The organism is Paenibacillus qinlingensis, assembly GCF_031455095.1.
Lineage (GTDB): Bacteria > Bacillota > Bacilli > Paenibacillales > NBRC-103111 > Paenibacillus_E > Paenibacillus_E qinlingensis_A.
Map to the genome: position 1 here is coordinate 104662 of NZ_JAVDSB010000009.1, position 24463 is coordinate 129124.

Annotated in this window: 17 protein-coding genes; 15 read left to right on the top strand and 2 right to left on the bottom strand. The window is 46.7% G+C overall.

Annotation, left to right across the window (positions count from 1 at the left end):
* Positions 1 to 206: 206 nt before the first annotated feature.
* Positions 207 to 2027: a PAS domain S-box protein gene (locus tag J2736_RS21580; protein ID WP_310500661.1), complete on the bottom strand. Its 1821-nt coding sequence runs from the start codon at positions 2025 to 2027 to the stop codon at positions 207 to 209.
* A gap of 66 nt (positions 2028 to 2093) precedes the next feature.
* Complete coding sequence (locus J2736_RS21585; protein ID WP_310500662.1) at positions 2094 to 2993, bottom strand: AraC family transcriptional regulator; 900 nt, start codon at positions 2991 to 2993, stop codon at positions 2094 to 2096.
* Positions 2994 to 3092: 99 nt separating this feature from the next.
* Between J2736_RS21585 and J2736_RS21590 the strand changes: the two genes are divergently transcribed.
* The 15 genes from J2736_RS21590 to J2736_RS21660 all read left to right on the top strand — a co-directional run bounded on the left by J2736_RS21590 (position 3093) and on the right by J2736_RS21660 (position 24443).
* Complete coding sequence (locus J2736_RS21590; RefSeq protein ID WP_310500663.1) at positions 3093 to 5294, top strand: glycoside hydrolase family 88/105 protein; 2202 nt, start codon at positions 3093 to 3095, stop codon at positions 5292 to 5294.
* A gap of 7 nt (positions 5295 to 5301) precedes the next feature.
* Positions 5302 to 6123 (top strand): creatininase family protein, encoded by an 822-nt coding sequence (locus J2736_RS21595; protein WP_310500664.1) that lies wholly within the window; start codon positions 5302 to 5304, stop codon positions 6121 to 6123.
* Positions 6124 to 6138: 15 nt separating this feature from the next.
* Positions 6139 to 7488: a hypothetical protein gene (locus J2736_RS21600; protein WP_310500665.1), complete on the top strand. Its 1350-nt coding sequence runs from the start codon at positions 6139 to 6141 to the stop codon at positions 7486 to 7488.
* Between the two features lie 189 nt (positions 7489 to 7677).
* Positions 7678 to 13356, top strand: coding sequence for an InlB B-repeat-containing protein (locus J2736_RS21605; protein WP_310500666.1), 5679 nt, complete (start codon positions 7678 to 7680; stop codon positions 13354 to 13356).
* Between the two features lie 471 nt (positions 13357 to 13827).
* Entirely contained in the window at positions 13828 to 15153 is a 1326-nt protein-coding gene (locus J2736_RS21610; protein ID WP_310500667.1) for an ABC transporter substrate-binding protein, read from the top strand.
* Between the two features lie 100 nt (positions 15154 to 15253).
* Positions 15254 to 16096: a carbohydrate ABC transporter permease gene (locus tag J2736_RS21615; protein ID WP_310500668.1), complete on the top strand. Its 843-nt coding sequence runs from the start codon at positions 15254 to 15256 to the stop codon at positions 16094 to 16096.
* On the top strand, positions 16089 to 16931 hold the full coding sequence (locus J2736_RS21620; protein ID WP_310500669.1) for a carbohydrate ABC transporter permease: 843 nt from the start codon (positions 16089 to 16091) through the stop codon (positions 16929 to 16931). Before J2736_RS21615 ends, J2736_RS21620 begins: the two co-directional genes overlap by 8 nt.
* Positions 16932 to 16982: 51 nt before the next feature.
* A complete protein-coding gene (locus J2736_RS21625) occupies positions 16983 to 17729 on the top strand; it encodes an SDR family NAD(P)-dependent oxidoreductase (RefSeq protein ID WP_310500670.1) in 747 nt (248 codons plus the stop codon).
* Entirely contained in the window at positions 17726 to 18820 is a 1095-nt protein-coding gene (locus J2736_RS21630) for a hypothetical protein (protein WP_310500671.1), read from the top strand. The genes J2736_RS21625 and J2736_RS21630 overlap by 4 nt, the downstream gene beginning before the upstream one ends.
* 23 nt (positions 18821 to 18843) lie before the next feature.
* Positions 18844 to 19215 carry a RidA family protein gene (locus tag J2736_RS21635; RefSeq protein ID WP_310500672.1) on the top strand — a complete coding sequence of 124 codons (372 nt, stop codon included), beginning with the start codon at positions 18844 to 18846 and terminating at the stop codon, positions 19213 to 19215.
* A 16-nt stretch (positions 19216 to 19231) separates the two neighbouring features.
* Complete coding sequence (locus tag J2736_RS21640) at positions 19232 to 19834, top strand: carbohydrate-binding family 9-like protein (RefSeq protein ID WP_310500673.1); 603 nt, start codon at positions 19232 to 19234, stop codon at positions 19832 to 19834.
* A 101-nt stretch (positions 19835 to 19935) separates the two neighbouring features.
* Positions 19936 to 20703, top strand: coding sequence for an IclR family transcriptional regulator (locus J2736_RS21645; RefSeq protein ID WP_310500674.1), 768 nt, complete (start codon positions 19936 to 19938; stop codon positions 20701 to 20703).
* Positions 20704 to 20730: 27 nt separating this feature from the next.
* Positions 20731 to 21579: an SMP-30/gluconolactonase/LRE family protein gene (locus tag J2736_RS21650; RefSeq protein ID WP_310500675.1), complete on the top strand. Its 849-nt coding sequence runs from the start codon at positions 20731 to 20733 to the stop codon at positions 21577 to 21579.
* 45 nt (positions 21580 to 21624) lie between these two features.
* Positions 21625 to 23103: a M81 family metallopeptidase gene (locus tag J2736_RS21655; RefSeq protein WP_310500676.1), complete on the top strand. Its 1479-nt coding sequence runs from the start codon at positions 21625 to 21627 to the stop codon at positions 23101 to 23103.
* Positions 23100 to 24443: an aspartate aminotransferase family protein gene (locus tag J2736_RS21660; RefSeq protein ID WP_310500677.1), complete on the top strand. Its 1344-nt coding sequence runs from the start codon at positions 23100 to 23102 to the stop codon at positions 24441 to 24443. Before J2736_RS21655 ends, J2736_RS21660 begins: the two co-directional genes overlap by 4 nt.
* Positions 24444 to 24463 lie beyond the last annotated feature (20 nt).

Sequence of the window (24463 nt, forward strand, 5' to 3'; positions counted from 1 at the left end):
GGGTCCCAATTCCGTTAAATAGCTGAGAATCGATCTGCCAAGTCATTTCTAATCGATTAAGTATTTTTTCGGTTTGAACTAACTCATTAAAATCGATTGTAGGGCAAACGCTTGGGAATTAATCGACAGTCTCAAAATTCGAGTTACAGCGGAGCCGCCGTCCGCCGCCGCCCGTTTATATGCATTCCTTCTATTATATTTGTCTCCTAATTAGAAAAAGGAAGTGTTATTTCAATCGTCGTGCCTTTGTCTACTTCACTTTCAACTTTGATGTGACCAGAGTGATTCTCAATAATCTTCTTACTTACCATAAAACCTAATCCGGTTCCTTTCTCTTTCGTCGTATAAAAGGGTTGCCCTAATTTGGAAAGCACATCATTGGGAATTCCGCAGCCTTGGTCAATGAGACGAATCTTCATTTCTTGATCATGATCGCTGTGGATTTCTATCGTTATTTTTCCCCCGTTTGGCATGGATTCGATGGCGTTTTTGATGAAATTAATAAATACTTGCTTCAGTTGATTTTCATCACAGTAAAGATGAGTAACACCTGGCTTGAATTCAGCAATAAATTCAACATTGTTGAGAATCGCTTGAGAATCTATCAATGTCATCACTTGACTCAATAACACACGTATATCTTTTCGCTCGTATTTAATCAATTGAGGCTTTGCCAATATCAAAAGCTCACTAAGAATCATTTCAATTCGTTCGATCTCGGACGTCATGATATCAAAATACTTTTTTTTTTCTCCAAATCCGGATTGCATGAGGTGAATAAATCCTTTGATGGAGGTAATGGGATTCCTAATCTCATGAGCAATTCCCGCAGCTAATTGGCCAGCAACAGATAATTTCTCGGAGTTTTGAAGGTGATCTTGCGCAATTTTCCACTCTGTAATATCTCTGAATGTAACAGACCAACCTATCTGTGATCCTTTACCATCAAGAATAGGTGAAGCGGTTAATACCACGTTCAATAAATCACCATTTTTGTGTAAACGCATCGTTTCGACACCTATGACAGACAGTCCCTTTTTCACGCGTTCACGACTATGCTTGAACTCTTCTGCACAGGCAGCAGGAATAAAAGGAAGCAGATGTAACTCAGTGCCAATGACCTCTTCCTTCGACCACCCGAAAGTATGTTCAAAAGCTTCATTTACTCTTAGTACAAAACCTTCGTTGTTAAAAATTAATATGGAATCCGCATTATTTTCAATAAACGACTCCAACTGCTGTGTTTTCGCTTTGAGATCCTCTTCTGCAAGTTTTTTAGCTGTAACATCACGGCAAATACCTGTGATCCCGATGATCGCTCCCCTTTGATCGCGAAGGGGAGATAAAGTTGCTTCCACATGGATGAGAGTACCATCTTTGCGCATGCGAGTGGTTTCCAAACCCACAACCGTTTCTCCCGCTCTGATTCCTTGATGAATGTTATTGATGGAATCTATAAGAAACTCAGGAATGATAGGTAACTTGCTGCCTTTAACCTCTTCAGAAGACCATCCAAAGAGCTTTTCGAAAGCAGGATTTACTTCTAATAGCGTATCCTCGGCATCGATCATCCAAATGGCATCTGCATTATTTTCGATAAACGACTCCAACTGCTCAGTTTTCGCTTTGAGATCCTCTTCGGCTAACTTACTTTCCGTAATGTCCTTGATTTGGCTAATAAAAAATAGGGGCTGCTTCCCTACGTCCCTCATACAATTGATAACTACTAATACCCATACCGTGAAACCATTTTTGTGTATAAAACGTTTCTCCAGTTCGCAATTCTCCATATTACCTTCTAAGATTTGATTCTTAATATGCAGAGATCTCGCTAAATCATCGGGATGCGTGATGTCCTGAAATGTCATATCAAGGAATTCAGATTCTGAGTATCCAAGCATTCGACATAAAGATGAATTGACCCGCAGCCACTTGCCTTCCTTAGATAGGAAGGACATGCCAATCGGAGAATATTCAAAGATTTGAGAGAACAGTTCGGGCTGTGAAAAAGTGAGATCTATTGCCATATATCCTCCAGCATTCACGTAAGTTTTATATTAAAACAATTGGACAATTGTAGTGGAATTCCTTCATCAGGTATGTGTGCTGTTTTTGCGATATTGGTGCGGAGAGGTTCCGATATGAGTTTTGAATAATTGGCAGAAATAAGACACATTGCTCAGCCCGACAGCCGAGGAGATGATGTGAACAGGCTCTGATGTGGTTCTGAGCAGCCAACAAGCTTCTCGTAATCGTTTGGCCGTTAAGTATTCCGTAATACTGCTGCCGGAGAATTTGCGGAAGAGATGCGAGACATGGGTGGTATTGAGATGTAAGGACTCTGCTAGTTCTTCCAATTTAAAAGGATTCTGGTAATGCTCATCAATCCATTTCATGATGTGTTCGACATGATGCATGGGGCGTTGGTTGGCAGACGTGGAATCCTGTTTATCTGGCCAATGTGCACGCAGACCCTGTAGGAAGCCGATTAAAAAGATTGCGAACTCTTCCATATGTTCTTCTTTGGGCGTGGAAAGTAAAGCATTGTCTAATTGTTTCAACTGAACATCCCAACTAGATGCTAATTCGGGCAAGTACAGGACTTGGCAAGTAAGGGTATCTTTCCATAAGGTTCGGAAAAAGCTCTGCATGTTAGGCAATGTACTCAGTAAGTTGTCTACGATAGAAGGTTCAAATAAAAATTTTGAACGCTCGTAGGTATTGTACGTACTCGAATGGAGATCCATTTTAATGCGATGCAGTTGATAAGGTTGGAAAAACAGTAATGTGTTTGGTTTGATCTCGTACATAAATGGATCGATGATGACGGAACCTTCGCCTTGATGCACATAGATAAATTCCATACCTTGGTGAGCGTGGTAAATGTCCCAGTAGGCAGTCGTTTGACTGTGAAACGTCATTTGGATCGGTTCATGATTCAGTTGAAAATCTTTGATGAGATTCAGTTGGATAACCTCCTCTAAATAAATCACAATACAACAACATTTTAACACAATGCAGGGCAAAGACAATGTGATAGTATGTGGCTACAATGAAGTCATTAACAAGATTTCATTAAGGAGCAAACTCAAATGATGATAACAAGGCATTTTGACAAGCAGCAAAGTATCCAAGCACGATGTGGTTCCAACACCCAGCTTATCTTAGAAAATATAGCCAACCACTATATGGGGACGCACCCAGCAAATTCGTTCACATGGCGTCTGTACAGTAGGCAAGGATGTAAACAAATGGCAGATGCCAGATACGATCTTAACTTGGGAGAGAAGTTTCCTGAGGCGAAAAACGGTCAGTTTGGCTACGCGTTTACCCAAATATGGAGTGATACGGAACGCATTGTAGAGTCAGCATTAAGCTGCTATGGACCGGCAAGCCTGTATGTTAATGGTCAACTGCTCTATAAGTCAGTGACGATTGATGAGCTAAACCCTGCGAATAAGCGTCATCTGAAAATACCGCTGAGTTCGGGTTGGACGACGATTTTCATTAAATTACGTAAAACGCCTGCTGGATTCGGTTGCATCCTTGGGACAATTCGGAGTAAATGGTCGACGCCTCCTGCTTTGGCACCATTTAACGAGCGTGAGGGTCAGGCCGGATGGATCTACTCGGTTCCCACGGATGAGGATGTGTACAAAAATCGTGCATTGCCCGCACTAGGGCAAAGTGAATTGGCGACAGGCATTGAATGGCGTCCAACACTGAAGTGGAACACGGAACAAAACAAGCAACCCGTTTTCACGAGAATGTTTGGGAATGGAGCCCAAGAGGGGCAGTATGCTTACGGTTGGACGCGTCTGCGTTGTTCATCTCCAGGAAAGCAACGCTATTCCTTTAGGGGAACCAACCAGAGTGCAGCGCTAACTGTGTGGATAGACGGAAAGGAAGTTTTTCATGCGCAGGCCTTGCAACCCATTCATTTTGACATCGATCTCACTTATGGGCAGCATGACCTCTTGGTGCAGTCACTAAGCGGCGGCAAGGATTGGGGTTTTAACGTAGATATTCACCAGAATGGCCAGTTATGTGAGGTTGAGCTTCCGCATCCCGTTCAAGGTACAGAAGAACGCTGGTTGTATGCAGGACCTTTTCAACGTGAAAAGGCATATACGCCTGCCGAACTGCAAACGATGTATACCGTTTGGGAACCGGAGAACGGTGGCCTTTACTGGCGGCTGGATCAACCGGATGCTTGGGTTCGTCCTTATTTGGAAAATGCGAATTATGCGCGTTGGAATTATCCACTTGGCGTGACGCTGTATGGCTTGCTGCAAGGAGGCAAGATGCTGGGGCGCGAAGACATCGTCCGCTATGTAACGAATCATATTTCGGAATGCACCAGACTATACGACTATGGACTATGGGATCGCAAGCAGTACGGTTTCCCGTGGGTTAATCATCAGTTAATTGAATTGGATATGTTAGATGATTGTGGTTCTTTTGGATCAGTTATGCTAGAGGCTTATACCGAACATAAGGAACGTACCTACTTGGAAGTAGCTGAAGTAATTGGTGACTTTATATGCAATCGTCAAGAACGTAGGGAAGACGGGGCATTTTATCGGGAGAGCCCTGGTTATTATATGGAAAAAACGCTCTGGGGCGATGATTTGTACATGAGCACACCGTTCATGAAGCGCTACTATTTACTTACGGGAAATGTGGCTGTTTTGGACGATGCAGCAGAGCAATTTATCGCTTATAAAAAGTATTTATACATGCCTGAACTGAAAGTGATGTCGCATGTGTACGATTTTAAATTCAATACAGCCACCTATGTGCCGTGGGGACGTGGGAACGGTTGGCCGCTATTTTCGCTGTCGGAGTTATTAGAAGTACTACCTTCCACGCATGCTCGCAGAGGAGAGTTAGTTGCGTTTTTTCAAGAGTTTAGTGAGGGATTGCTTTCGCTTCAAGGGAACAATGGTTTGTGGCATCAAGTATTGACCGATCCCGATTCCTATGAAGAGACGTCCTGCACGGCTATGTTTATTTACGCTTTCTGTCGAGGATTGCGTCTGGGTATCTTGCAGGATAACCGTTCGGCATTCGAAGCTAGCATTAGGCAGGCTTGGCATGGATTAATCAGCAGGGCGGTTGATCAGTACGGCAATGTGCATGGGGTGTGTACGGGATCTAAATATGCGTTTACGGCTGATTATTATAAGGATGAGCTGCCATGGAAGACCAACGATACACACGGTATCGGCATCGTCATGCTGGCGGGCATTGAAGTTGAACGATTGAACCATTATATGGCAAATGGAGAGTGAGGGGATCATGAGCGAAGAAGTCAGATACCACATGCTGCGCCCTGAGCAGATTGTTGCTAGGAGAACAGCATGTCCAGTCGTCTATATCCCTATTGGCACGCTAGAATGGCATGGCTTGCATAATCCAGTCGGTGCCGACTCCTTGCAAGCAGAGGGCATTGCCATTCGATGCGCACAAAAGGGCGGCGGCCTTGTTTTTCCGCCATTGTACTACGGTGAGAGCCGGGTTGAAGGTCTAATGGAAGCGAATGCGGCGGATAGACAACAAATTGCAGAGTTGATGGGGCTGAATCCAGACAACTTTCTGCCAGAACGCATGCCTTTTTCAGCTATGGAGCAAGTGATTAATTATGAGAAACTGCTCTTGCATATCCTTGCAGAGGCGGAATCACTCGGCTTTCGCGTGGGCGTGCTAGTTGCTGGACATTATCCGCTAATCGATCATGCCAGAGCGGCTGCGATGTTGTTCAACAAGCGGTTGTATAGCCGCAGCAGCAGTGGGATGCAAGCGTGGGCGTTTGTTGATTATATGTTGGTGGAGAACCGGTACGATTGTGCCGGGGATCACGCTGCGGGGTGGGAGACTTCGCATATGATGGCGCTTCATCCCGAGACGGTTAGACTCGATTTGCTTCCTCCGAAAGGGGAGCCAATTGTTGGCGTTGGTGGTGTGATGGATCCGAGGGATTCAAGCGCGGCTTTCGGTAACGAGACAATCGACCTGGCTGTTGATATTGCGGTCAAGGAGACGCTGCATCGATTGGAGCACAGACAGATGTATTTCCGGCATGGGCATTCGTTTCGAGAAGGACTCTGGAAAGAGAAATAGGAAGGGGTGATAGCGTTGAGAGATGAAAAAGATTTTGAAGGTTTACAGCAAAGTATGACAACGGAGCATAGCTTTTTGAAAAATCGGTTCTTACGGCCTGTGGATACAAGCAATGAACTCAAGCATTTGCTCTGGCAGGAGTTGGCGCTATCTAAGTTAATTGGCGGATGGATTCCAGCAATTCCAGTCTATGAGCACAAGATCGAACTTGGCCGCTTATGCTATGTGCACAATCGGAACGTGAAGTGCTTATACGAACGTATCGAGGAACTGCCTGGCGGGATGCACGATAAGGATTGGATGCCTGATATCACCAGGGAGGCATTCGAAAGAATGTTCGGAGCGCCAGATGAGCACGCGTTTTTAATCAGTTACTTATATATTCATAGGCAACTATATGCCCAGTATGATGCTTTAGTAGCCAAGCTGGATCCGGTTTTAAATGCGCCTACATTAGATCAGATCAAGATCATCTTCATAGAACGGGAAGCGACGCAACGCTGGCTGCATGAGCAATTGCAGTTTGTCCATTGTAGTAGTGAAGAAGGATCGCGGAAGCTGGTGGAATGGGAGCGCTATATTAAGACGGTCTGGGCAGCTTTTCGGGCAAATGCATTCGCAGTCGATGCGAGTGCTGTGGTGTGGCCGGCTAATCTGGTAAAGAATCCAGCAGGTCCACTGCCGGAGAAGGCAAAGTTGGAGAGCAAGTATCCGCGATACACGAATCCGAAACCACAACAATCGTATACCGATACAAGTATGTCCGTACTGCATGACAGTGTGAAGCAAATGATCTACATCTATGCGACGGAGATTTTTGCCGGAGAGACGTTGTCCTGCATTTACTATTACGTGGATCGCATGCCATTGCCTTTTTACTTTGATTTGGCTCGTCATATGTGGGATGAATTCAGGCACAGTCAGATGGGGATGCGACGTTTGCTGCAAATGGGTCACTCCGTTGACCAGTTCCAGTGGTTGGGCGGTCCTGGCAAGCAGGATGTCAAAGAACACTTTACCGAGTTGTATGCCAACTTAACCATGCTAGGTGAAGCTTGCGGCTTCAAGAAGAAGCGCAAGTCGGCGGAAGCGTTTTGGAAATTTGGCGATGTCTTGTCTGCGATTACGTGTGAATTTGATTTGATTGACGAACGTCGACATATTGATTTTTCGGTGAGATGGGGACCCGAGTTGTTCAAGAAAGCCGATATGATTATCACCTATCAGGAAATGGCGGAAAAGACGAGAATCCGGCGATTAACGGAACTTGATTCTGTGCCTGCTGAAGAAATCGCCAAACTGGCGAAAAATTTCCCGATCTTCTGCAGCTTCCATACATCAGAACTGGCTTATCATAATTATTGAAATTGATTGAAAATTCATATTTGTAAAAATACTTCATTGACATGAATATGAAGGCGATCTATAGTTGAGTAGAGATTGAAAACGTTTCCGATATGTGAAAAAAGAAGAGGACATGAAGATGCGAGGGGGGATATAGAGGGATTCTCTACAATTTTTAGTTAGCAAATTAACAAGGAGGATTGGATTAACATGGCAATCAAAATGAAACCTAATCTGAGATTTCTACTACTTGTTGCAGTCATCATGTCACTTGTTCTTCCTACTTCAGCCTTTGCGGCATATTCGCATCAGCCTGTAGAGATTGTAAATCCAGCATCACCGATCCAGATCACCGTAAACGGCAAAAACGTAAAATCAGACATAACTCCTAAGTTTACGGACGGTAAAATCTGGGTATCGGCTGAAGCGATCGCACACTATTTATATGCGGTATTCTATGAGTCAATCGATGGCAAAGCCTTCACTTTAAAAAATGATTATTACGAAATGACAGCGACATATGGAAGCAGCGAAGTTGCTTTAAAGGACGGCTCCACAGTTACGACTGACATGCCTTTTAAAGAAGGAATTCGCAGCTTCATTCCCTTAGATACACTCATGTATGCGTTTGAAGCCACATACACATGGGATGCCGCAAGCAATACGGCCAAAGTACTTTATGATGAAAACCGACATCTTACCGCTGAAGCGGCTATACCAGTAGCTGTACCGGGTGTTGACATCACAGCTGTAGGCAAGTCCAGAGACGGTTACTACAGTATTCCGAGCGACGATCCGAACGCCGAAGTCACGGTGTGGCGGAAGTCAGCGGACCCGGCCAACTATGTCATCGCTCAACCAAGAAATACCGGCAACGCTTGGTTGATCGCGCCTAAGCCTGGTTATAATGCGGCGACAGGAGCGTTTGAGGGAGGCCTCAGCTATTTGTCCGGCGGGGGCAGCAATGACATGATCAGAGTGAGAATTCATTTCTCCGACGGCAGACCAGATAAGGAATTCAAAACGACGGTTGCCACAAGCGCAGCGCAAAGTGGTTACAGCATCCCCAATACAGGGAACGATTTGCTTTTAAGAACGACGTTCAACAATGTCAGTGTATATCTGAATTATACAGGTTATACGACTCCTGGAGATACGATCGCGTATAAGCTTCCGACGTCGCCTGTCACCACGATACAGGTCGTCACTGACCCTGCCAATGAGGTGCAATTCAGGAAAGTGGGTACTGCAACATGGGAAGACGGACTCTCACTGGCATGGGACTCGGTTAACAAGCAGTTCAGAGGCTCTATCGTTGGCCTTGAAGCTGACACGGATTATGAAGTGAAGGTGAAGGTTCTTAAAGACGCTTCTACCTACACCGGGCAAATCAGAACATGGAAAGAGAACGTGCCGATTGCGAGAGATATCCCGATCGCTTCCATATATGAACCCGGAAAACCGTTGTCGGTTCAAGGATTGAGAGGGTCAGAAAACGGATATATCCGAATTATTGGCGACGGAAGTACGGTCATTGAAGTGACGGACGAGTTCTGGGAAGCCGTAGTGATCGCCCAGTCCGAATATGTGATTTTGGAAAACTTAATCATTCGTGGCGGTAAGCGAAGCGCGATATCCGTACTTAGTTCAAGTCACCATATTCGCATTGTGAATAGCGATATTTCCCATTTTGGAAGAGAAGCGACACAATACTTAGCGAAGCAAACCGTGGTTGCTAATGCAGATCCGAATTTGGCTGTGGATTTGCGTACAGGTCAAAGTTACACGGCCAACGCTACGCCAGTTAACAATGACTCCGGTATTTTTATTAGCGATGCCAGCAATCTTGTCATTGAAAAGAACTATATTCATGATGCAAGGACCAAAACCAATGCATGGAACGGCGGCGGCGGTAGAGCTTGGTATCCGGAATGGGACGATAAACATCCGCAAGGTGTAAGTGCCATGTATGCAAGGGGCGGGCAAGGGGTGGTCATTCGTTACAATGATATTGTCGGAAGCGATGATCACCGTTTTAACGATGCCATTGAAACGTGGGGCAATGGTGAAGTGGACGGCGGCGTTGGTAAGGATTCCGACGTGTATGGCAATTATTTTGCCTATACCCAAGATGATAGTGTCGAATTAGAAGGCTCAGATATGAACGTAAGGTTTTACAACAACAAAATAGAAGGGGTCGCGAATGGCGTAGGTCTGGATACGAACTATGTAGGTCCTATCTATTTGTATAGAAATGTCCTAACAAACTTGGGTGATGAATGGGGCTTGATTCAAGGCGCACTGAAGCACGGAGCAGCTACGAAAGAAGCGAACATGGGGCTCGGCGCTAACTATCTGTTCAACAATACGATCCTGAGTTCAGCTAGTCATATTACCCGCAAAGACAGTCAAATTTACAGACCGTACTATCGCAATAATATTATTGAATCCATGGATAGTCCTTTGGCGAATGGCCAAGTCATCATAACGATTAAGCACATTTACAATTATCCAGGCGCTAGTTATGATTACGATTTGTTTAATGGATCTGGGGTTACAACAAATGCTTTCAGTACAACGGGTGGACCTCCGCCAATTGTTGAGCCAAACGGGATTACCGGTGATAAAATCGGAACACCTGTAACAGCGATCAATCCGGATTCCAGTAAAAAGGCGACTTTCACTAACCGAGCGGAAGGTGACTTGAGCCAAACAAGCGGCAGCCTTGGTTTTGATAAGGGTACAACGATTCCTAACTTTGTAACTTCGGCTGATTACGCTGGTGCAGCACCTGATATCGGAGCCATCGAAAGCGGCAAAGATGTGATCGTTCCGACGAGACCGACCGCTTTAAGATCAGATGACAGTAAGTATCAACTGAACGTGACAGGGAACACCACGCAGCAAGTTGTTATTAAGACAGCTGGAATTCCGACTGGAACGAAGTATGATTTGCGCAAAAACAGTGATTACGATTGGTTTACAGTGACCAATGCCGAAGGGAATACCCAAGGTACGATTACGCAAGGTGTCGATTTGGTTCTTACCGTAACAGGTTATCCGAAGCAAATCGGCAAAAACTTCTTGGGTGAGCAATTCGGAACGACCATTACCAAAGGTCTTGCTGATCTTGGAAATACAAAAGCGAACGTATTAACAGGCCAGCCGGCAAAAGGGAAGGGAGCTTTCCTTGTTAAGTTAGATGGTGGTCTTTCGCTACCGATTTCGGTTTATGTCACAGAAGGTAATTATGATACCCATTTTAACCTTACCTATAAGTACAATGACGGTGTTACATCGGATGCAATGGTGACCGTTCATGCAAATGGAGCGTCGCTCGGTGAAATCGTTACACCGCAGGCGCCGACAAGAGCCAATTATAACTTTGTTGGTTGGTTCGACGAAACGTATGCGAACAAGTTTGATTTCAGCAAAGCTGTCGAAGCGGATACGGTTCTTTATGCCAAATGGCAGCCAGTCATCCAAAGCTTCACCGTCGCGTTTAATTCGAATGGCGGAACGGCTGTTGCGGCAATTGCTGACTTAGCTAGCGGAGCAACCATTGCTAAACCGGCAGATCCGACTAGATCGGGTTATGCTTTTGAAGGTTGGTATACAAATGGTGCGTTGCAGAACGCGTTTAACTTTGCGACAGATGTGATTACACAGAGCATCACTCTCTACGCCAAATGGACGGCGCTGGACACAGCGATACCTCAAACATGGGATCAAGCGGGTGTCGATGCGGTTCTGAATAATCCGGCATTTGCTGGTATGCTCGACTTGTCGAGCTTTGCGACTTCACCAACGGGCAACGTGACCATTCACGTTCCGGTGAACAAGTCTCTTACAATCAAAGGTAATTCGAATGTGGAATTTGTTGGCATCGCTGTAGTTGGCGAAGGCAACAACGCGTTGACGATCAACAATTTGAAAATGAAATCAGCGGACGCGCAAGCGAAATCAGCTCTGTACTTCGCCTCAAGCAGCAATACGCTCACGCTTGAGGGTACAAATGTTGTGACGACGGTACACTCAGCACTCATCGTCGGCAATGGAGCAGGAATCGGCGTGCCAGTTGGCAGCGCCTTGACGATCCAGGCAGCGGATGCAAGTTCAACGCTGGCTGCTACAGGCGCCATTGAGGGTGCCGGCATTGGCGGTGGTAAGGGCAGCGCAGCCGGTGCCATCACCATCGCAGGCGGCAAAATTACGGCGACGGCCGGCGGGCACGCCGCAGGCATTGGCGGCGGCAGAGCCGGCGCGGGCGGTGACATCACGATTACCGGCGGAACGATTTCGCTGGCCAAGGGCGGCAGCAGCTCCGCAGGCATCGGCGGTGGGAATGGCGGCGGGGGCGGCAACATTACCATCAGCGGTGGCACCGTGACGGCCACGGGTGCGAACGGCGCAGCCGGCATCGGTGACGGCGTCCTCGGCACGGGCGGCAGCATCACGATCACCGGTGGGACGGTAACGGCAAACGGTGGTTCATCCGGCGCTGGCATCGGCGGCGCGAGCGGCAACATCGCCATCGGCGGTGGCACTGTGACGGCTACAGGCGGCGGTTCTGCAGGTGCCGGCATTGGCGGCAGCACGGGCAACGCGGGCGGCAACATCACCATTACCGGCGGAACGATTCATGCTGTAGGTGGCGGCAATTCCGCCAATGCAGCTGCGGGTATCGGTGGCGGTAAGAATGGTGCAGGCGGCAATATCATCATCAGTGGCGGAACGATTACCGCTACAGGTGGCGGTGTGACCACTGCTATCGGTGCAGGGATCGGCGGCGGAGAAAACGGGGCAAGCGGCAATATCCTGATCTACGGCGAAAATACGCAAGTGACGGCGATTGCGAAAGCAGCCTCTGCTGCCAACGTCGGTGCAGGCTCTGGTGGCTCAGCTTTGGCGGGGAATGTCTTTGTGGCGTTGCCAAAAGGCAAGCTGAGAAATGGAAGTACCGACCTAGGTAATACAGTTGCCTTCTCCTCAGCGACGGGGGCGCCAGGTGCGTTAACGGCGGATTTACCTTTTCCGCTGAACACTGCGCCATTCCCGGCATCCGTCGGTGTGGTATCCAACTTAAGTTCAACGCCGACGAACCTATCCGTTATCACAAATCTGGCGGATCAAGAAGTTGTGTTGAGCTATCCAAACGCCACATCAATCACGAAGACAGGTGCTGAACTCGTGGCAGCTGGTGCGGCTGTCGCTTTTGAGAAGCCTATCTCAACTAGTCTTGTCGTCAACTTTTCAGGCGTTGAGAATGCCATGGTTGAGTATTACAAGACATCATGGATAAACGCGGGTACTTATAGTAACAGCGCTGTTATTCTTTTTGAAAATGGCAGCCTGCCGACAGGCAAGTATACGGTTCGCGTTCGCAAAGGCGGCATGTCGTATACGTTCCCGGGTGTGACCTTGTACGAAAATCAGGCGAACGTCTTCAATGTGCCTGTTGATAAGATCACGGTTAACGGCATTCATGGAGAAAGTAAACTCTCGATTGTGCAGTCAGATTGGGTGTACCAGACGTTGGCGTATCATAACGGAGACACGGCGACTTTCAATGTTTTTGCGAATCAGGGTGTTTATGAGTTACAGCTTATTAATAGCGGTTTCCATAAAATCATCCTAGGCGGTGTTTCGGCAGGCAGCACGGTTGATATTAGCAGCTACTTCTACACGGTTACCGTTCCTCAAGGGGTATCAACCGTTAGATTGCAGTCCAACAACTGGATCATTAATCCTGCGCAAGCAGGTAGTGTAATTCCTTTGCTGAAAACGAATCAGCTGGCGAAAATGAGTTATGTGTACAACGGTCAGACAACCAATGTGGAGTTTCTACTCGATGGGACAGATCCGTTTGCAGCTATTTTAACTCAATAGGAAGTCTCAGCTCTCCATTGCAAGAAGTCAGATCTTTATGCTGTGAACATGTGGCTTCTGACTTTGTTGTCAGGAGTCCTTTTTTCTTGAAAGTGGCGTTAGTCCGATATTTCCGAACTAAATCGGGGATTTCCTGCAGAAAAGCAGGAGTAGTCCGATTCTGCCGAACTAAATGCCCATTTTGCACAGGTGGGAGTCGGCAGAGGCGATTTAGTTCGGCTAATTCGGATTAATTGAGGATTGTTGGTGCGTACGGTGAAAATAGTTCGGTAATTTCGGACTAATGGATGGGCGCTGATAGCGTTAAGTTGGTTGTGAGTTGGATTGTATCCATGATTTTTGTTAAAATTCACAAATGTGAAAACATTTCATTGACGTGAATAACTAGACGGGATATAATGAATTCACAGAGGAAAGCGATTCCAACTAAGTGTTCTACATAACAAGTACACATAAATGGGAGGGTTTATTTTGAAAAAGACGAGTCTAGTTGTATTAAGCAGTATGTTGGTAGTAACGCTTACAGCTTGTGGTAATGGTCAAACAGAATCAACGGCAACGACTAGCGGTGCACCTGCAGCGGCTACAGCAGCTGCACCACCGAAAGAAGTGACACTGAAGTTAGGTTTGCCAGGAAGTTACGACGTTACCAAGAAAGAGATTATCGAAGGTTTTCAAAAGAAATTCCCGTATATTAAGTTGGAGATTCAAGATGCGCCTTGGGCTGAGTTTGCTACGAAAATTACAGCGCAAATTGCCGGCAACAATGCACCGGACATCTGGTTCCAGGAAAATGCAATTGTCCTTGGATACGGGAAGCGTGGGGTTGCTGAGGATCTTGCGCCTTATGTAAAGCGCGATCTAAAAGAAAATGACTATGTTAGCATGTTGAATGCAGGTAAGGGAACGGACGGCAAGATGTGGGGGATTCCACACGGTATTAATCCGGTCGCACTAGCGTATAACAAGAAAATTTTTAAAGAAGCAGGGATTCCAGAGCCAACGGAAAACTGGACTTATCAGGATATGTTAGACACAGCTAAAAAGCTGACCAAAGACACCAATGGCGACGGTAAAACAGATATTTACGGTATGTCCGTCGAAAACAATATGACACAAGGTTTCTTCCTATGGTCGAAGATTTATGGAGGCGGCTGGTTAGATGAGACCAAAACGAAGTCCATGCTTTTGGACCCGAAAACCGTACAAGGGATAACGGCATGGCAGGGTGCGATGAAGAGCGGTATTGCACCAACGTTCGATGTGTTGGAAAAGAACGGGAAAATTGCTCAGATGTTCGGTGAGAACAAAATCGGTATGATGATTATGCAATACAGTGGTCAGCTTACCTACAAGAAAGATTATCCGAATCTAGACTACGATACAGTCATGGTGCCTAAAGGTATGGACGGCAAACGAGTGGTTCCGTTAGTAGCAAATTCCTGGGTCATTTTCTCGAAAGCGAAGAAGGAACAGAAGGATGCAGCGTGGGAATTCCTGAAATACTTCTTAGGTGATGATGCGCAAGGATATTTGGCTGCAAGCGGCGCTTCACTTCCACTTAAGATTTCGGCTAACTCCAAGTTGGATATGAATACGGCTCCGAAAAACAAAAAAGCATTTACCGAGGGTGTTGCCCAAGCGGGTATGACCACGGATGAAACTCCGTTCTGGAATGAAATGAAAACAACTGTTCAGCCGGTCTTCATCGAAATGTTCAAAGGGACCAAAACCGTTGAAGTTGGTTTGAAGGAAGCGAATGATAAATTGAATACGGTTATCAATAACAATAAGTAGCCAGATCGCAATGTTTAGGGGGAGGTTAACGCCTCCTCCTAAATTTATGAAGGAGTGTTGCGTCATACAAAGGTACAACCATTGGGGATATATACTAACGTTGCCATTTGTCATCGGTTTTCTCATTTTCCAAGCGTATCCTTTTATTTTCTCCCTATATTTAACCTTTACGAAGTGGGACATGTTTAATGCTCCGCAGTGGGTAGGTCTCCAAAACTGGAAATCGATTTTTCATGAGAAGCAAATGTACTACTCGTTCCGCAATATTTTCTTTTTCGCTGTGATCTTTGTGCCTTTGAAAACGGGGATTGCTTTCGTTGCGGCGTATGTATTAAACCAGTCGATTCGCTTTAAGGGATTCTTTCGGGTCATTTTCTTTTTACCTGTCATTACGCCTTGGATTGCAGCGGGTATGGTCTGGTCATGGATCCTGAATTCTAATTTCGGTGTTGTCAATTTGCTGCTCGGTTACGTGAACCTAGGGCCGTACAAATATCTGGATAATCCGAATTGGTGGGTTGTCATTGGGAGTGTAGCCATAGCGAACGTATGGAAAGGTATGGGGAGCTCGATGATCCTGCTGTTGGCAGGTATGCAAAATATTTCAAAAGACTTGTATGAAGCAGCTGACTTAGATGGCGCCTCGAAATGGCAAGTATTTAGAAGCATTATCGTTCCGCTCGTATCGCCGATGGCTTACATGGTACTGATCCTTTCAACGATTTCCGCATTTCATGCCTTTGATTCATTCCTTACATTGGTCGGTGCACCAGGCGGAGTGAGGGACCAATTGTTGACTGTGAACATTATGATTTACCGAGATGCGTTTATTCTATTTAAAATGGGGCCAGCTTCGGCAATGGCATGGTTGTTGTTCATTGTCATCTTGATCATTACAATTTTCCAACGGAAGATGGAGAAGAGGTGGGTGCACTATGATTAAAGAATCCAAATTAAGCGCAAGTCTGCTTTATTCGTTTCTAATCATAGGCGGACTCTGCATGTTCATTCCTTTCTATTGGATGGTTGTGACCTCGATCAAAACCGGAGCGAAAGTGCTGCAGTTGCCGCCTCAGTGGTTTCCTGATCCGGTTACTTGGCAGCATTATACGGCAGCATGGAATAGCCAAAATGTGCATTTTGCCAGGTACACGATGAATAGCACATTTGTAACAGTTCTCGATGTGGCCGGAACAATGATTTCTTGTGCCGTCATCGCATTTGGACTTGCGATGTTTGAATTTAAGTTGAAGAAATGGATCTACTTGGCCATGGTGTCGACGTTGATTTTGCCAGGTCAAGTGACGATGGTTCCGCAGTACTTCATTTGGAAAAACCTGAACGCCCTTGATACGTTCTACCCGTTAATTGTTCCAGCCTTCCTGGGAGGGGCCTTCGGAATTTTCCTCATGCATCAATTTTATAAAACATTGCCTAGAGAGCTTTTTGAAGCAGCACTAATTGATGGCTACACCCCATGGGGAGTGCTCTGGCGCATTTATATCCCGTTGTCCAAACCGGCGCTTTCGGCGCTCGCTGTGTTCACCTTTATTGGGGCATGGAGTAATACGATGGGACCGCTATTGTATTTAACGGACAACAAAATGTTTACATTGCCACTGGGTCTCTTGTTCCTTAAGGCGGTTAATGATCAACCGAATGAGATTCCGATCGTGATGGCTGCTGCGTTCATTATCACCATCCCAGTTATCGTCTTGTTCCTATTTGCCCAGAAGCAATTTATTCAGGGGATAGCATCGTCCGGTTTGAAGGGATAAGCTGGAAGGGGCTAGAAGAGTCCCTTATTGGGGAAAGCAGGAGGTAATAGTATGAGTTTACCGCTTCAAGATAAGGTCATTGTCGTGACTGGCGCCCTTGGCAAGATTGGATTCGCCGCTGTACGGATGTTTCTAGCCAGAGGAGCTAAGGTCATCGCTAATGATTGGGTAACTGCGGAGGAGTCCCCACGTATGATGGAACTTCAAGCGCAGTATGGCCCAGATCGCCTGCTTTTCGTGCAGGCTGATGCCAGTAATGAGGATCAGGTCACCGGAATGTTCCGCCAAATCCGTGAGCAGTTTGGTCGCTTGGAGGGGTCCTTCCATAATAGCTATACACAGAATCGAAAGCCGGTTGCGGAGTACACCTTGGAGGACTGGAATGGAGTTATCCAAGGCACGCTCACTTCGACTTTCCTCATATCCAAGCATGCGATCCTGTTAATGCAGGAGTCCGGAGGCGGATCCATCGTCAATACCTCTTCCGTTCTTGGCGTACAACCGAGAGCAGGAGAAGGGGCGTACGGCTCGTCGAAGGCCGGGATCAATTTCTTGACACAGGTGATCGCTGCCGAGAACGCCGTTCACGGTATACGAGCTAACGTGATTATACCGGGAGATGTGAAAGAGCCAAAGCCCGTGTCACCCGCAAAAGCAGAAGAGCTGCGAAAGAGTACCTGGCTTGGGCGCAGCGGAACTCCGGACGAAATTTGCGAGCTTGCATCGTTCCTGCTGTCCGATGCTGCTTCGTATATAACGGGATCGCTGTATACGATTGATGGAGGGATTCGGATATGAAGAAGCGAGTCGCAGCGATCATTACGCAGTACAAACTTAACTCGCACGCAGATGTGATTGTAAGCAGACTGCTAGGTGAGCTAGGCTATGAACCGCAAGTCGAAGTAGTGGCGATGTACGTGGAGCAATTCACGGATAGAGATTTAAGTCGTGATCTAGCCGCTAAGCATGGTGTGGCGATCTGTACAACCATTGAAGAAGCCGTGGCTTGGGGCGCACCTGAGCAAACAATAGATGGTATTGTCATCATCGGTGAACATGGGGATTACCCATGGAATGAGAAACAACAGCACTTGTATCCAAGGCTGCGATTTATGAGAGAAACGTTAGCTGCCATGGATCGGCATGGCATTCGTGTACCTATCTTCCTTGATAAGCATTTCTCTTACGATAATGAGGATGCGCGTTGGATTTATGAAGAAGTGAGAACAAGGGGCATTCCATGTATGGCGGGATCCTCCATACCCTATACAGATTATGTACCGCACTTCGATCGCTCCTTTCTACAGGGAGGCCGTACGTTCTTTGTCGTCAGTCATGGGGGGCACGAATCCTACGGATTTCATGGCATGGAAGTACTGCAGGTACTGGCAGAGCATCGACATGGTGCGGAGACGGGTGTTGCCTCCGTTCATAGCTTAGCTGGCGATGCGATGTGGCAAGCCATGGACCGGGCTGAATGGCCGGAGGCTCTGATGATGCAAGCGCTCGCACTCGAACCAGAGCTATCTGGCAGGCATCCACGCAACGAATGTCCAGATCCTGCGCTGTTTGTTGTCACCTACAAAGATGGCACGAAGGGATATGTGGCACAGCTGCATAAATTTGCTACAAGATGGAGCTTTGCTGTTCAAGATCAGACAGACGCTAGTATTGCTGCGTACTGCAATACAGGGCGAGAGCGGCCCTACAGCCATTTCACTAAATTGACTCAACTAATCGAAGAGATGGTCCTCTATGGTACGCCCCCATGCCCAATTGAAAGAAACCTGCTGACAACGTACCTTATCAATACGGCAATGGAATCCTTATATGTGGGCAGCCCGTTGTCCTTAGAGGCATGGAGCGTTGCCTATGATCCAAAGAAATGAATGTAAATAATGGAGGTCTATATATGCGATCTGAAGTAATGAGTTCAAGCAGCAGCAAACCGATCTCGGCAGCTATTCAAACGGATTCATTAGTATTCGTATCGGGGCAAGGTGGTCTTGATCCGCTGACAGGTGCCGTTGTTGGCAGTGATTTGGAATCACAAACCGTTCAGACGATGGCGAATATTGGTCAGATTCTCGCCGCTGCTGGACTTACTTTTGACGATGTGGTGAAATGTAATATTTATTTAAGCGATAGAAAGCTGTATGAGGAATTTAATACCATTTACAGACGTTTCTTCACAAGCCCGTTTCCTAGCCGCACTGCTGTTTATTGTGACTTGAATTACGATCTTCTCGTTGAAATTGATGTTATTGCTCAGAAACGAAACTAAGGGAGCGAAGGCGCATATGGAAGCGTACGTGTACACTTGCCACTATCAGAGTGGCCCCGAAGTGTGCTGGGAGAAAATAGAGAGCATACCGCTTGTGGATACCGTTACCGGAGAACAAGCGCGTTTACACACAACCGTGAAAATCTGCCGCACCGATAGCTATCTCCATGTGCGCTTCGAATGTGCCGATGATCATGTCGTCGCTACCTACGAGAATCGGGATGATCCCATTTATAAGCAAGATGTCGTAGAAATCTTCATCGATGAAAGCGGGGCGGGCAGGTTCTATAAAGAATTTGAGCTGAGTCCCCGCAATGTTGTATTCGATGCCCTCATTGATAAAGAAGAAGGGCAGAAACAGAAGGTCGATGCTAGCTGGAACCTGGACGGATTGCTGACACAGGTAATGTGGCCAGAGGAGGGGAAGGCCTTGTATGACATGGCACTTCCTATCGCTTCCTTCAACCCCCCGCCTGCTCCGGGCATGAAATGGAGAATTAATCTTTACCGGATTGACGAAGATTCCACAGGACAGCGCCATTATTGGGCTTGGTCGCCAACGGGAGAACGAAGGAATTTCCATGTGCCTGCGAAATTTGGCACGCTCGTTTTTAATTGAAATTATTTCCTTTTATGACAATAGACATAAGCAGTTGGTTACACTACAATGAATATAACGCTTTCATATAGATGAAACGATTTCAAAGGGGGATTCATGACTTGGAAAAAAATCAAGCGCATAAAGTCAAATCAGCAGACCGAGTGTTGGACATATTCGAGTTATTTACGGGAGGGACCGATTCCTATAATTTATCGGAAATTGCTAAGAAATTAGAGATGCCTCCAAGCAGCACCTATCTCATTTTACAAAACATGTTGAACCGCGGGTATCTAGAAGTCGACAAGTCAGGCAAGCAATTCCGGATTGGCTATAAATTGTTTACCATTCGTAATCGCTATATCCAGAATACAAGTTTGACTGGCGAGTTCTATCAGATTGCCGATAAGATCACGGAGGATTTGAATGAAACGGTTAGTTTATCCGTGAGAAGCGGCAACCAGCTGCTGTATCTAGGAGAGAAAATAAGCAGCCAGGCATTGCGCTTTACGCCTAATCAGAGTGATGTATTTCCCTTACATGCAACAGCATCTGGCAAAATTTTGCTCGCTGACTACTCGGAAGTGGAATTGCACACGCTTTATCCAGAAGATAAGCTGGAACAAGTGACAAGTAAAACGATTTCCTCTTTAAAAGAGCTGAAGCTGGAATTAGAAAAAGTAAGGACGTTAGGTGTTGGTTACAACTTGGGTGAAACGGTTCTAGGCGTACATTGCGTTGCAGGGGCTGTCCTTGACGCTGCTAACCAAACGGTAGCTTCCATAAGTATATCTGTTCCTGAAGTGCGCATTACGGATGAGATCTGGGATAAAGTTCATGTATGGATCAAGCGGGCTTGTGAAGAACTTGGTCGCAAAGTATATCGGTAAATTCGGATGGAAGGGAAGCTTCGCTGAATGAGTGATTCGAATTTTATTAGTAGGTCTTTTACAGAACCCTTTGGTTTCACGAAGAGCATTGAAGGACCTGCCTGCGATCGGGAAGGCAATTTGTATGCGGTGAATTTTGCCCGTAGACATACGATTGGTAAGGTAACACCCGCAGGTGAGTGCACCATCTTTCTTGAATTGGCAGAAGGAAGCACGGGCTGCGGGATGCGTACGAACCAGCATGGCGATTTATTCATTGCCGATCATACCGGCCATAACATTCTCAAGGTCGATATCGCGACTCGCCTAATCTCGGTCTATGTGCATGAACCGACGATGAATCAGCCCAATGATTTAGCGATTACTTCCAGTGGCGTTATTTTTGCAAGCGATCCGAATTGGAAGGATTCCACAGGGCAAATCTGGCGTATGGATCCAAGTGGAAATGGCAGGGCAGTCTTACTGGAAGCCAATATGGGAACTACCAACGGGATCGAAGTCAGTCCAGATGAGAAGACGTTGTATGTCAACGAAACTAGACAACGCCGAATTTGGGCTTACGACCTTTCAGCGGATTTCCAAATCAGCCATAAACGACTCTTTATTGAATTTCCTGATTTCGGTTTGGATGGGATGCGGTGTGACATCGCCGGAAACCTCTATGTAACCCGCCATGGCAAAGGCACGATTGCCAAAATTTCACCAAGCGGTGAGATCCTTGTCGAAGTTCCATTGTTAGGCAAAGACTGTACCAACTTGACGTTCGGGGGGCCCGATGGACGCAATTGTTACGTGACAGTAGCGGATACTGGCAATATTCAACTATTCCAAGCGGACCTTCCCGGTAGGTGCTGGCAGTTACTTCAAGAGACTTGAGCTAACTGCCCCGAATTCATCATGCTCGAGACGGAGGGGAAATGTATGAAGCTAGCGATTGTAGGCATTTTTCATGAAACGAACACGTTTGCTCCAGGGAAGACCGAATTGGAAGATTTCGCACAAGAATGGATTGGAGGCAATGAGCTTTTTCATCAAAGATATGAGCATACACGAACATCGATGGGTGGCGTTATCGATGGAGCGCGAGTGGAGCTCGCAGCAATAACATGCGGCTTGTATACCGCGGCACCTCCAAGCGGAATGGTCAGTCGTAGAACAGTGGAGGCACTATTTGATTCCGTGGTTTCCTCCATTGATTTATCAGCTGATGGCATTGTTGCCATTCTGCATGGTGCCATGGTAGCAGAAGGCTTCCCAGACATTGAGGGTGAGCTCGTCCGGCGTATTCGAGAGAAGGCGGGTCCTTCCAAACCCATTGCAGTCACCTTAGATCTGCATGCCAATATTAGTAAGCACATGGTGGAACAGGTCGACATCATAGTTGGCTATGACACGTATCCGCATATCGATGCCTATGAGAGAGGCGTAGAGGCGGTTCAGTTGTTAGCACAGACAATCCGCGGAGTGATCAAGCCTGTGAGTGCCTTCGTTCAACCGCGACTTCTCCTAGTACCGCAAGTGATGTTAACGGATGTAGCTGGTCCGATGCAGGAATTAATGGATTGCGCATTTGCGATAGAAAGTGACCCGAAGGTAGTCAATGTTACTGTAGCAGGAGGCTTTCCCTATAGCGATGTGCCTGATGCTGGTGTTTCATTTGTGGTGACGACGAATAACGATCAACCGCTTGCCGATCACTATGCGCAAGAACTTAGCCGAATGGCATGGGAACTCCGAGATAGGTTAAAAAGCAATGGATACCCCGCCGCCGAAGCTGTTGCTATGGCGTTTGCCGAGGAGCAAGGACCTGTCATCCTCGTAGAAGGTGCGGATAATGTTGGCGGAGGCGCCCCAGCGGATGCAACCCATGTTCTGAAGCATCTCATTAACGCACCCAAAAAATGTCTCATAGTGATTCGTGATATGGAAGCTGCCCATTTTGCCCACCGTCTCGGTGTTGGTGCTGTTTGTGATGCAGAAATTGGCGGTAAGAGCGGCAATCTGAACGGAGAACCGATTCCAATAACAGGTGTCATTCGAGAGCTATTTGATGGTAAATACACCCATATCGGTCCTTATATGACAGGACAATGGGCAGATATGGGGAAAACAGCTGTCATCGAAGCGGGAAATCTCACCGTAATTGTAACGGAAAAGCGCACTGCACCTTGGGATCTTGGACATGTCACATCAGTAGGCTTACATGCTGAAGACTTCCATACGATCGTCGTGAAGTCCGCCATTGCGTGGAAGACAGCTTTTGGTACCCTATGCAAAAGAATTATACAGGTCGATACGCCAGGCTGTTGTGGAGAAAACCTCTACCACTTTCAATATGAGCAATTAACTCGTCCCATTTATCCGCTTGATCCTATTTCGTACATGGAGGAATCCCAATGAGAACTTATGAACAATCCATTGCTAAGCATCAAGCAGCCAAACAGCATCTTGCAGGCGGGGTAGCCAGTTCCTTGCGTGCGTCAATGAAACCAACTCCCTTGTATGCAAAGTCAGCGAAAGCTGCGTGCATCACGGATGTGGATGGCAATACCTACATCGACTACTTGCTTGCTTACGGCCCGTTGATTCTGGGTCATGCGCACGACGGTTTAAATGAAAGCATACATCAAGCTTTGCTGAATGGAGCTACATACGGACTTCAGCATGATGGCGAAATTAAATTGGCTGATCTGTTAACCGAGGTTCTTCCTTGCGCAGAGAAAGTATCGCTAAGCGGCTCCGGCACAGAAGCGGTTATGCTGGCGCTTCGATTGTCACGCGCGTACACAAACAAAACAAAGGTTGTACGCTTCCATGGACATTACCATGGCTGGTCAGATTCGATCTTCACATCGTTTCCCAGCTCGGACATGAGTCAAAAAGCTTCCGACGACAGGGCAGCAGCTATTCCCCCTGGTACATTTGGACAAAGCGAAAATAGCCTGGATGATATCATTTTACTTCCTTGGAATGACCCTGAAGCATTAGAATCTACGCTGCGCACCAGAGGACATGAAATCGCCGCTGTCATAACGGAGCCAGTCATGTGTAATTCCGGTTGCATTCAACCGAAAGCAGGCTATCTAGCTCTGATGCGCAAGCTGACGCAAGAGCTCAACATCGTCATGATTATGGATGAGGTGATTACGGGGTTCCGGCTTAGCTTGGGAGGAGCCCATGGCAGATTCGACATTCGCCCTGATCTGGTCGTGATTGGCAAGGCAATGGGCGGAGGCATCGCAATCAGTGCTGTGGCCGGTAATGCTGAGATTATGAAGCTTGTGGATGAAGGAAAAGTAAGCCATCTGGGGACGTTAAATGGAAATTGTGTCTCTACCGCTGCAGCAATTGCAACGATAAGCCACCTCGCCCAAGATAACGGTGCGGCTTACAAGCACATGGAAACACTCTTTACAGAACTTGCTGACGGTATACGTGCATTACTGAGCAAACACAGTATTCCTGGTGTAGTGAACCAAATAGGACCTGTGATGCACATGATGTTTATTGATGCGATAGAGGTTAACGATTTCGAGACGTTTAATAAGCGCGACGCTGCGCAATATACCCGCTTTGCAGAGTTAATGCTCGAAGAAGGTGTCTTACTTCGTCCGAATGGGTTATGGTACATTTCTACCGCACACCAATCGGCTGAAATCGAAGCAACTTTGCGTGCAATGGATCGCGTGTTCGTTCAATTAACCCTTCAAACATCGGAAAAACAAGAAGTCACAGGTTAGAACTAAGATGGAGGTTCTTG

Bases quoted from the DNA above. Each gene is read 5' to 3' on its own strand.
- J2736_RS21580 (WP_310500661.1), bottom strand. From the start codon at position 2,027: ATGGCAATAGATCTCACTTTTTCACAGCCCGAACTGTTCTCTCAAATC.
- J2736_RS21590 (WP_310500663.1), top strand. From the start codon at position 3,093: ATGATGATAACAAGGCATTTTGACAAGCAGCAAAGTATCCAAGCACGA.
- J2736_RS21595 (WP_310500664.1), top strand. From the start codon at position 5,302: ATGAGCGAAGAAGTCAGATACCACATGCTGCGCCCTGAGCAGATTGTT.
- J2736_RS21605 (WP_310500666.1), top strand. From the start codon at position 7,678: ATGGCAATCAAAATGAAACCTAATCTGAGATTTCTACTACTTGTTGCA.
- J2736_RS21620 (WP_310500669.1), top strand. From the start codon at position 16,089: ATGATTAAAGAATCCAAATTAAGCGCAAGTCTGCTTTATTCGTTTCTA.
- J2736_RS21625 (WP_310500670.1), top strand. From the start codon at position 16,983: ATGAGTTTACCGCTTCAAGATAAGGTCATTGTCGTGACTGGCGCCCTT.
- J2736_RS21630 (WP_310500671.1), top strand. From the start codon at position 17,726: ATGAAGAAGCGAGTCGCAGCGATCATTACGCAGTACAAACTTAACTCG.
- J2736_RS21635 (WP_310500672.1), top strand. From the start codon at position 18,844: ATGCGATCTGAAGTAATGAGTTCAAGCAGCAGCAAACCGATCTCGGCA.
- J2736_RS21640 (WP_310500673.1), top strand. From the start codon at position 19,232: ATGGAAGCGTACGTGTACACTTGCCACTATCAGAGTGGCCCCGAAGTG.
- J2736_RS21650 (WP_310500675.1), top strand. From the start codon at position 20,731: ATGAGTGATTCGAATTTTATTAGTAGGTCTTTTACAGAACCCTTTGGT.
- J2736_RS21655 (WP_310500676.1), top strand. From the start codon at position 21,625: ATGAAGCTAGCGATTGTAGGCATTTTTCATGAAACGAACACGTTTGCT.
- J2736_RS21660 (WP_310500677.1), top strand. From the start codon at position 23,100: ATGAGAACTTATGAACAATCCATTGCTAAGCATCAAGCAGCCAAACAG.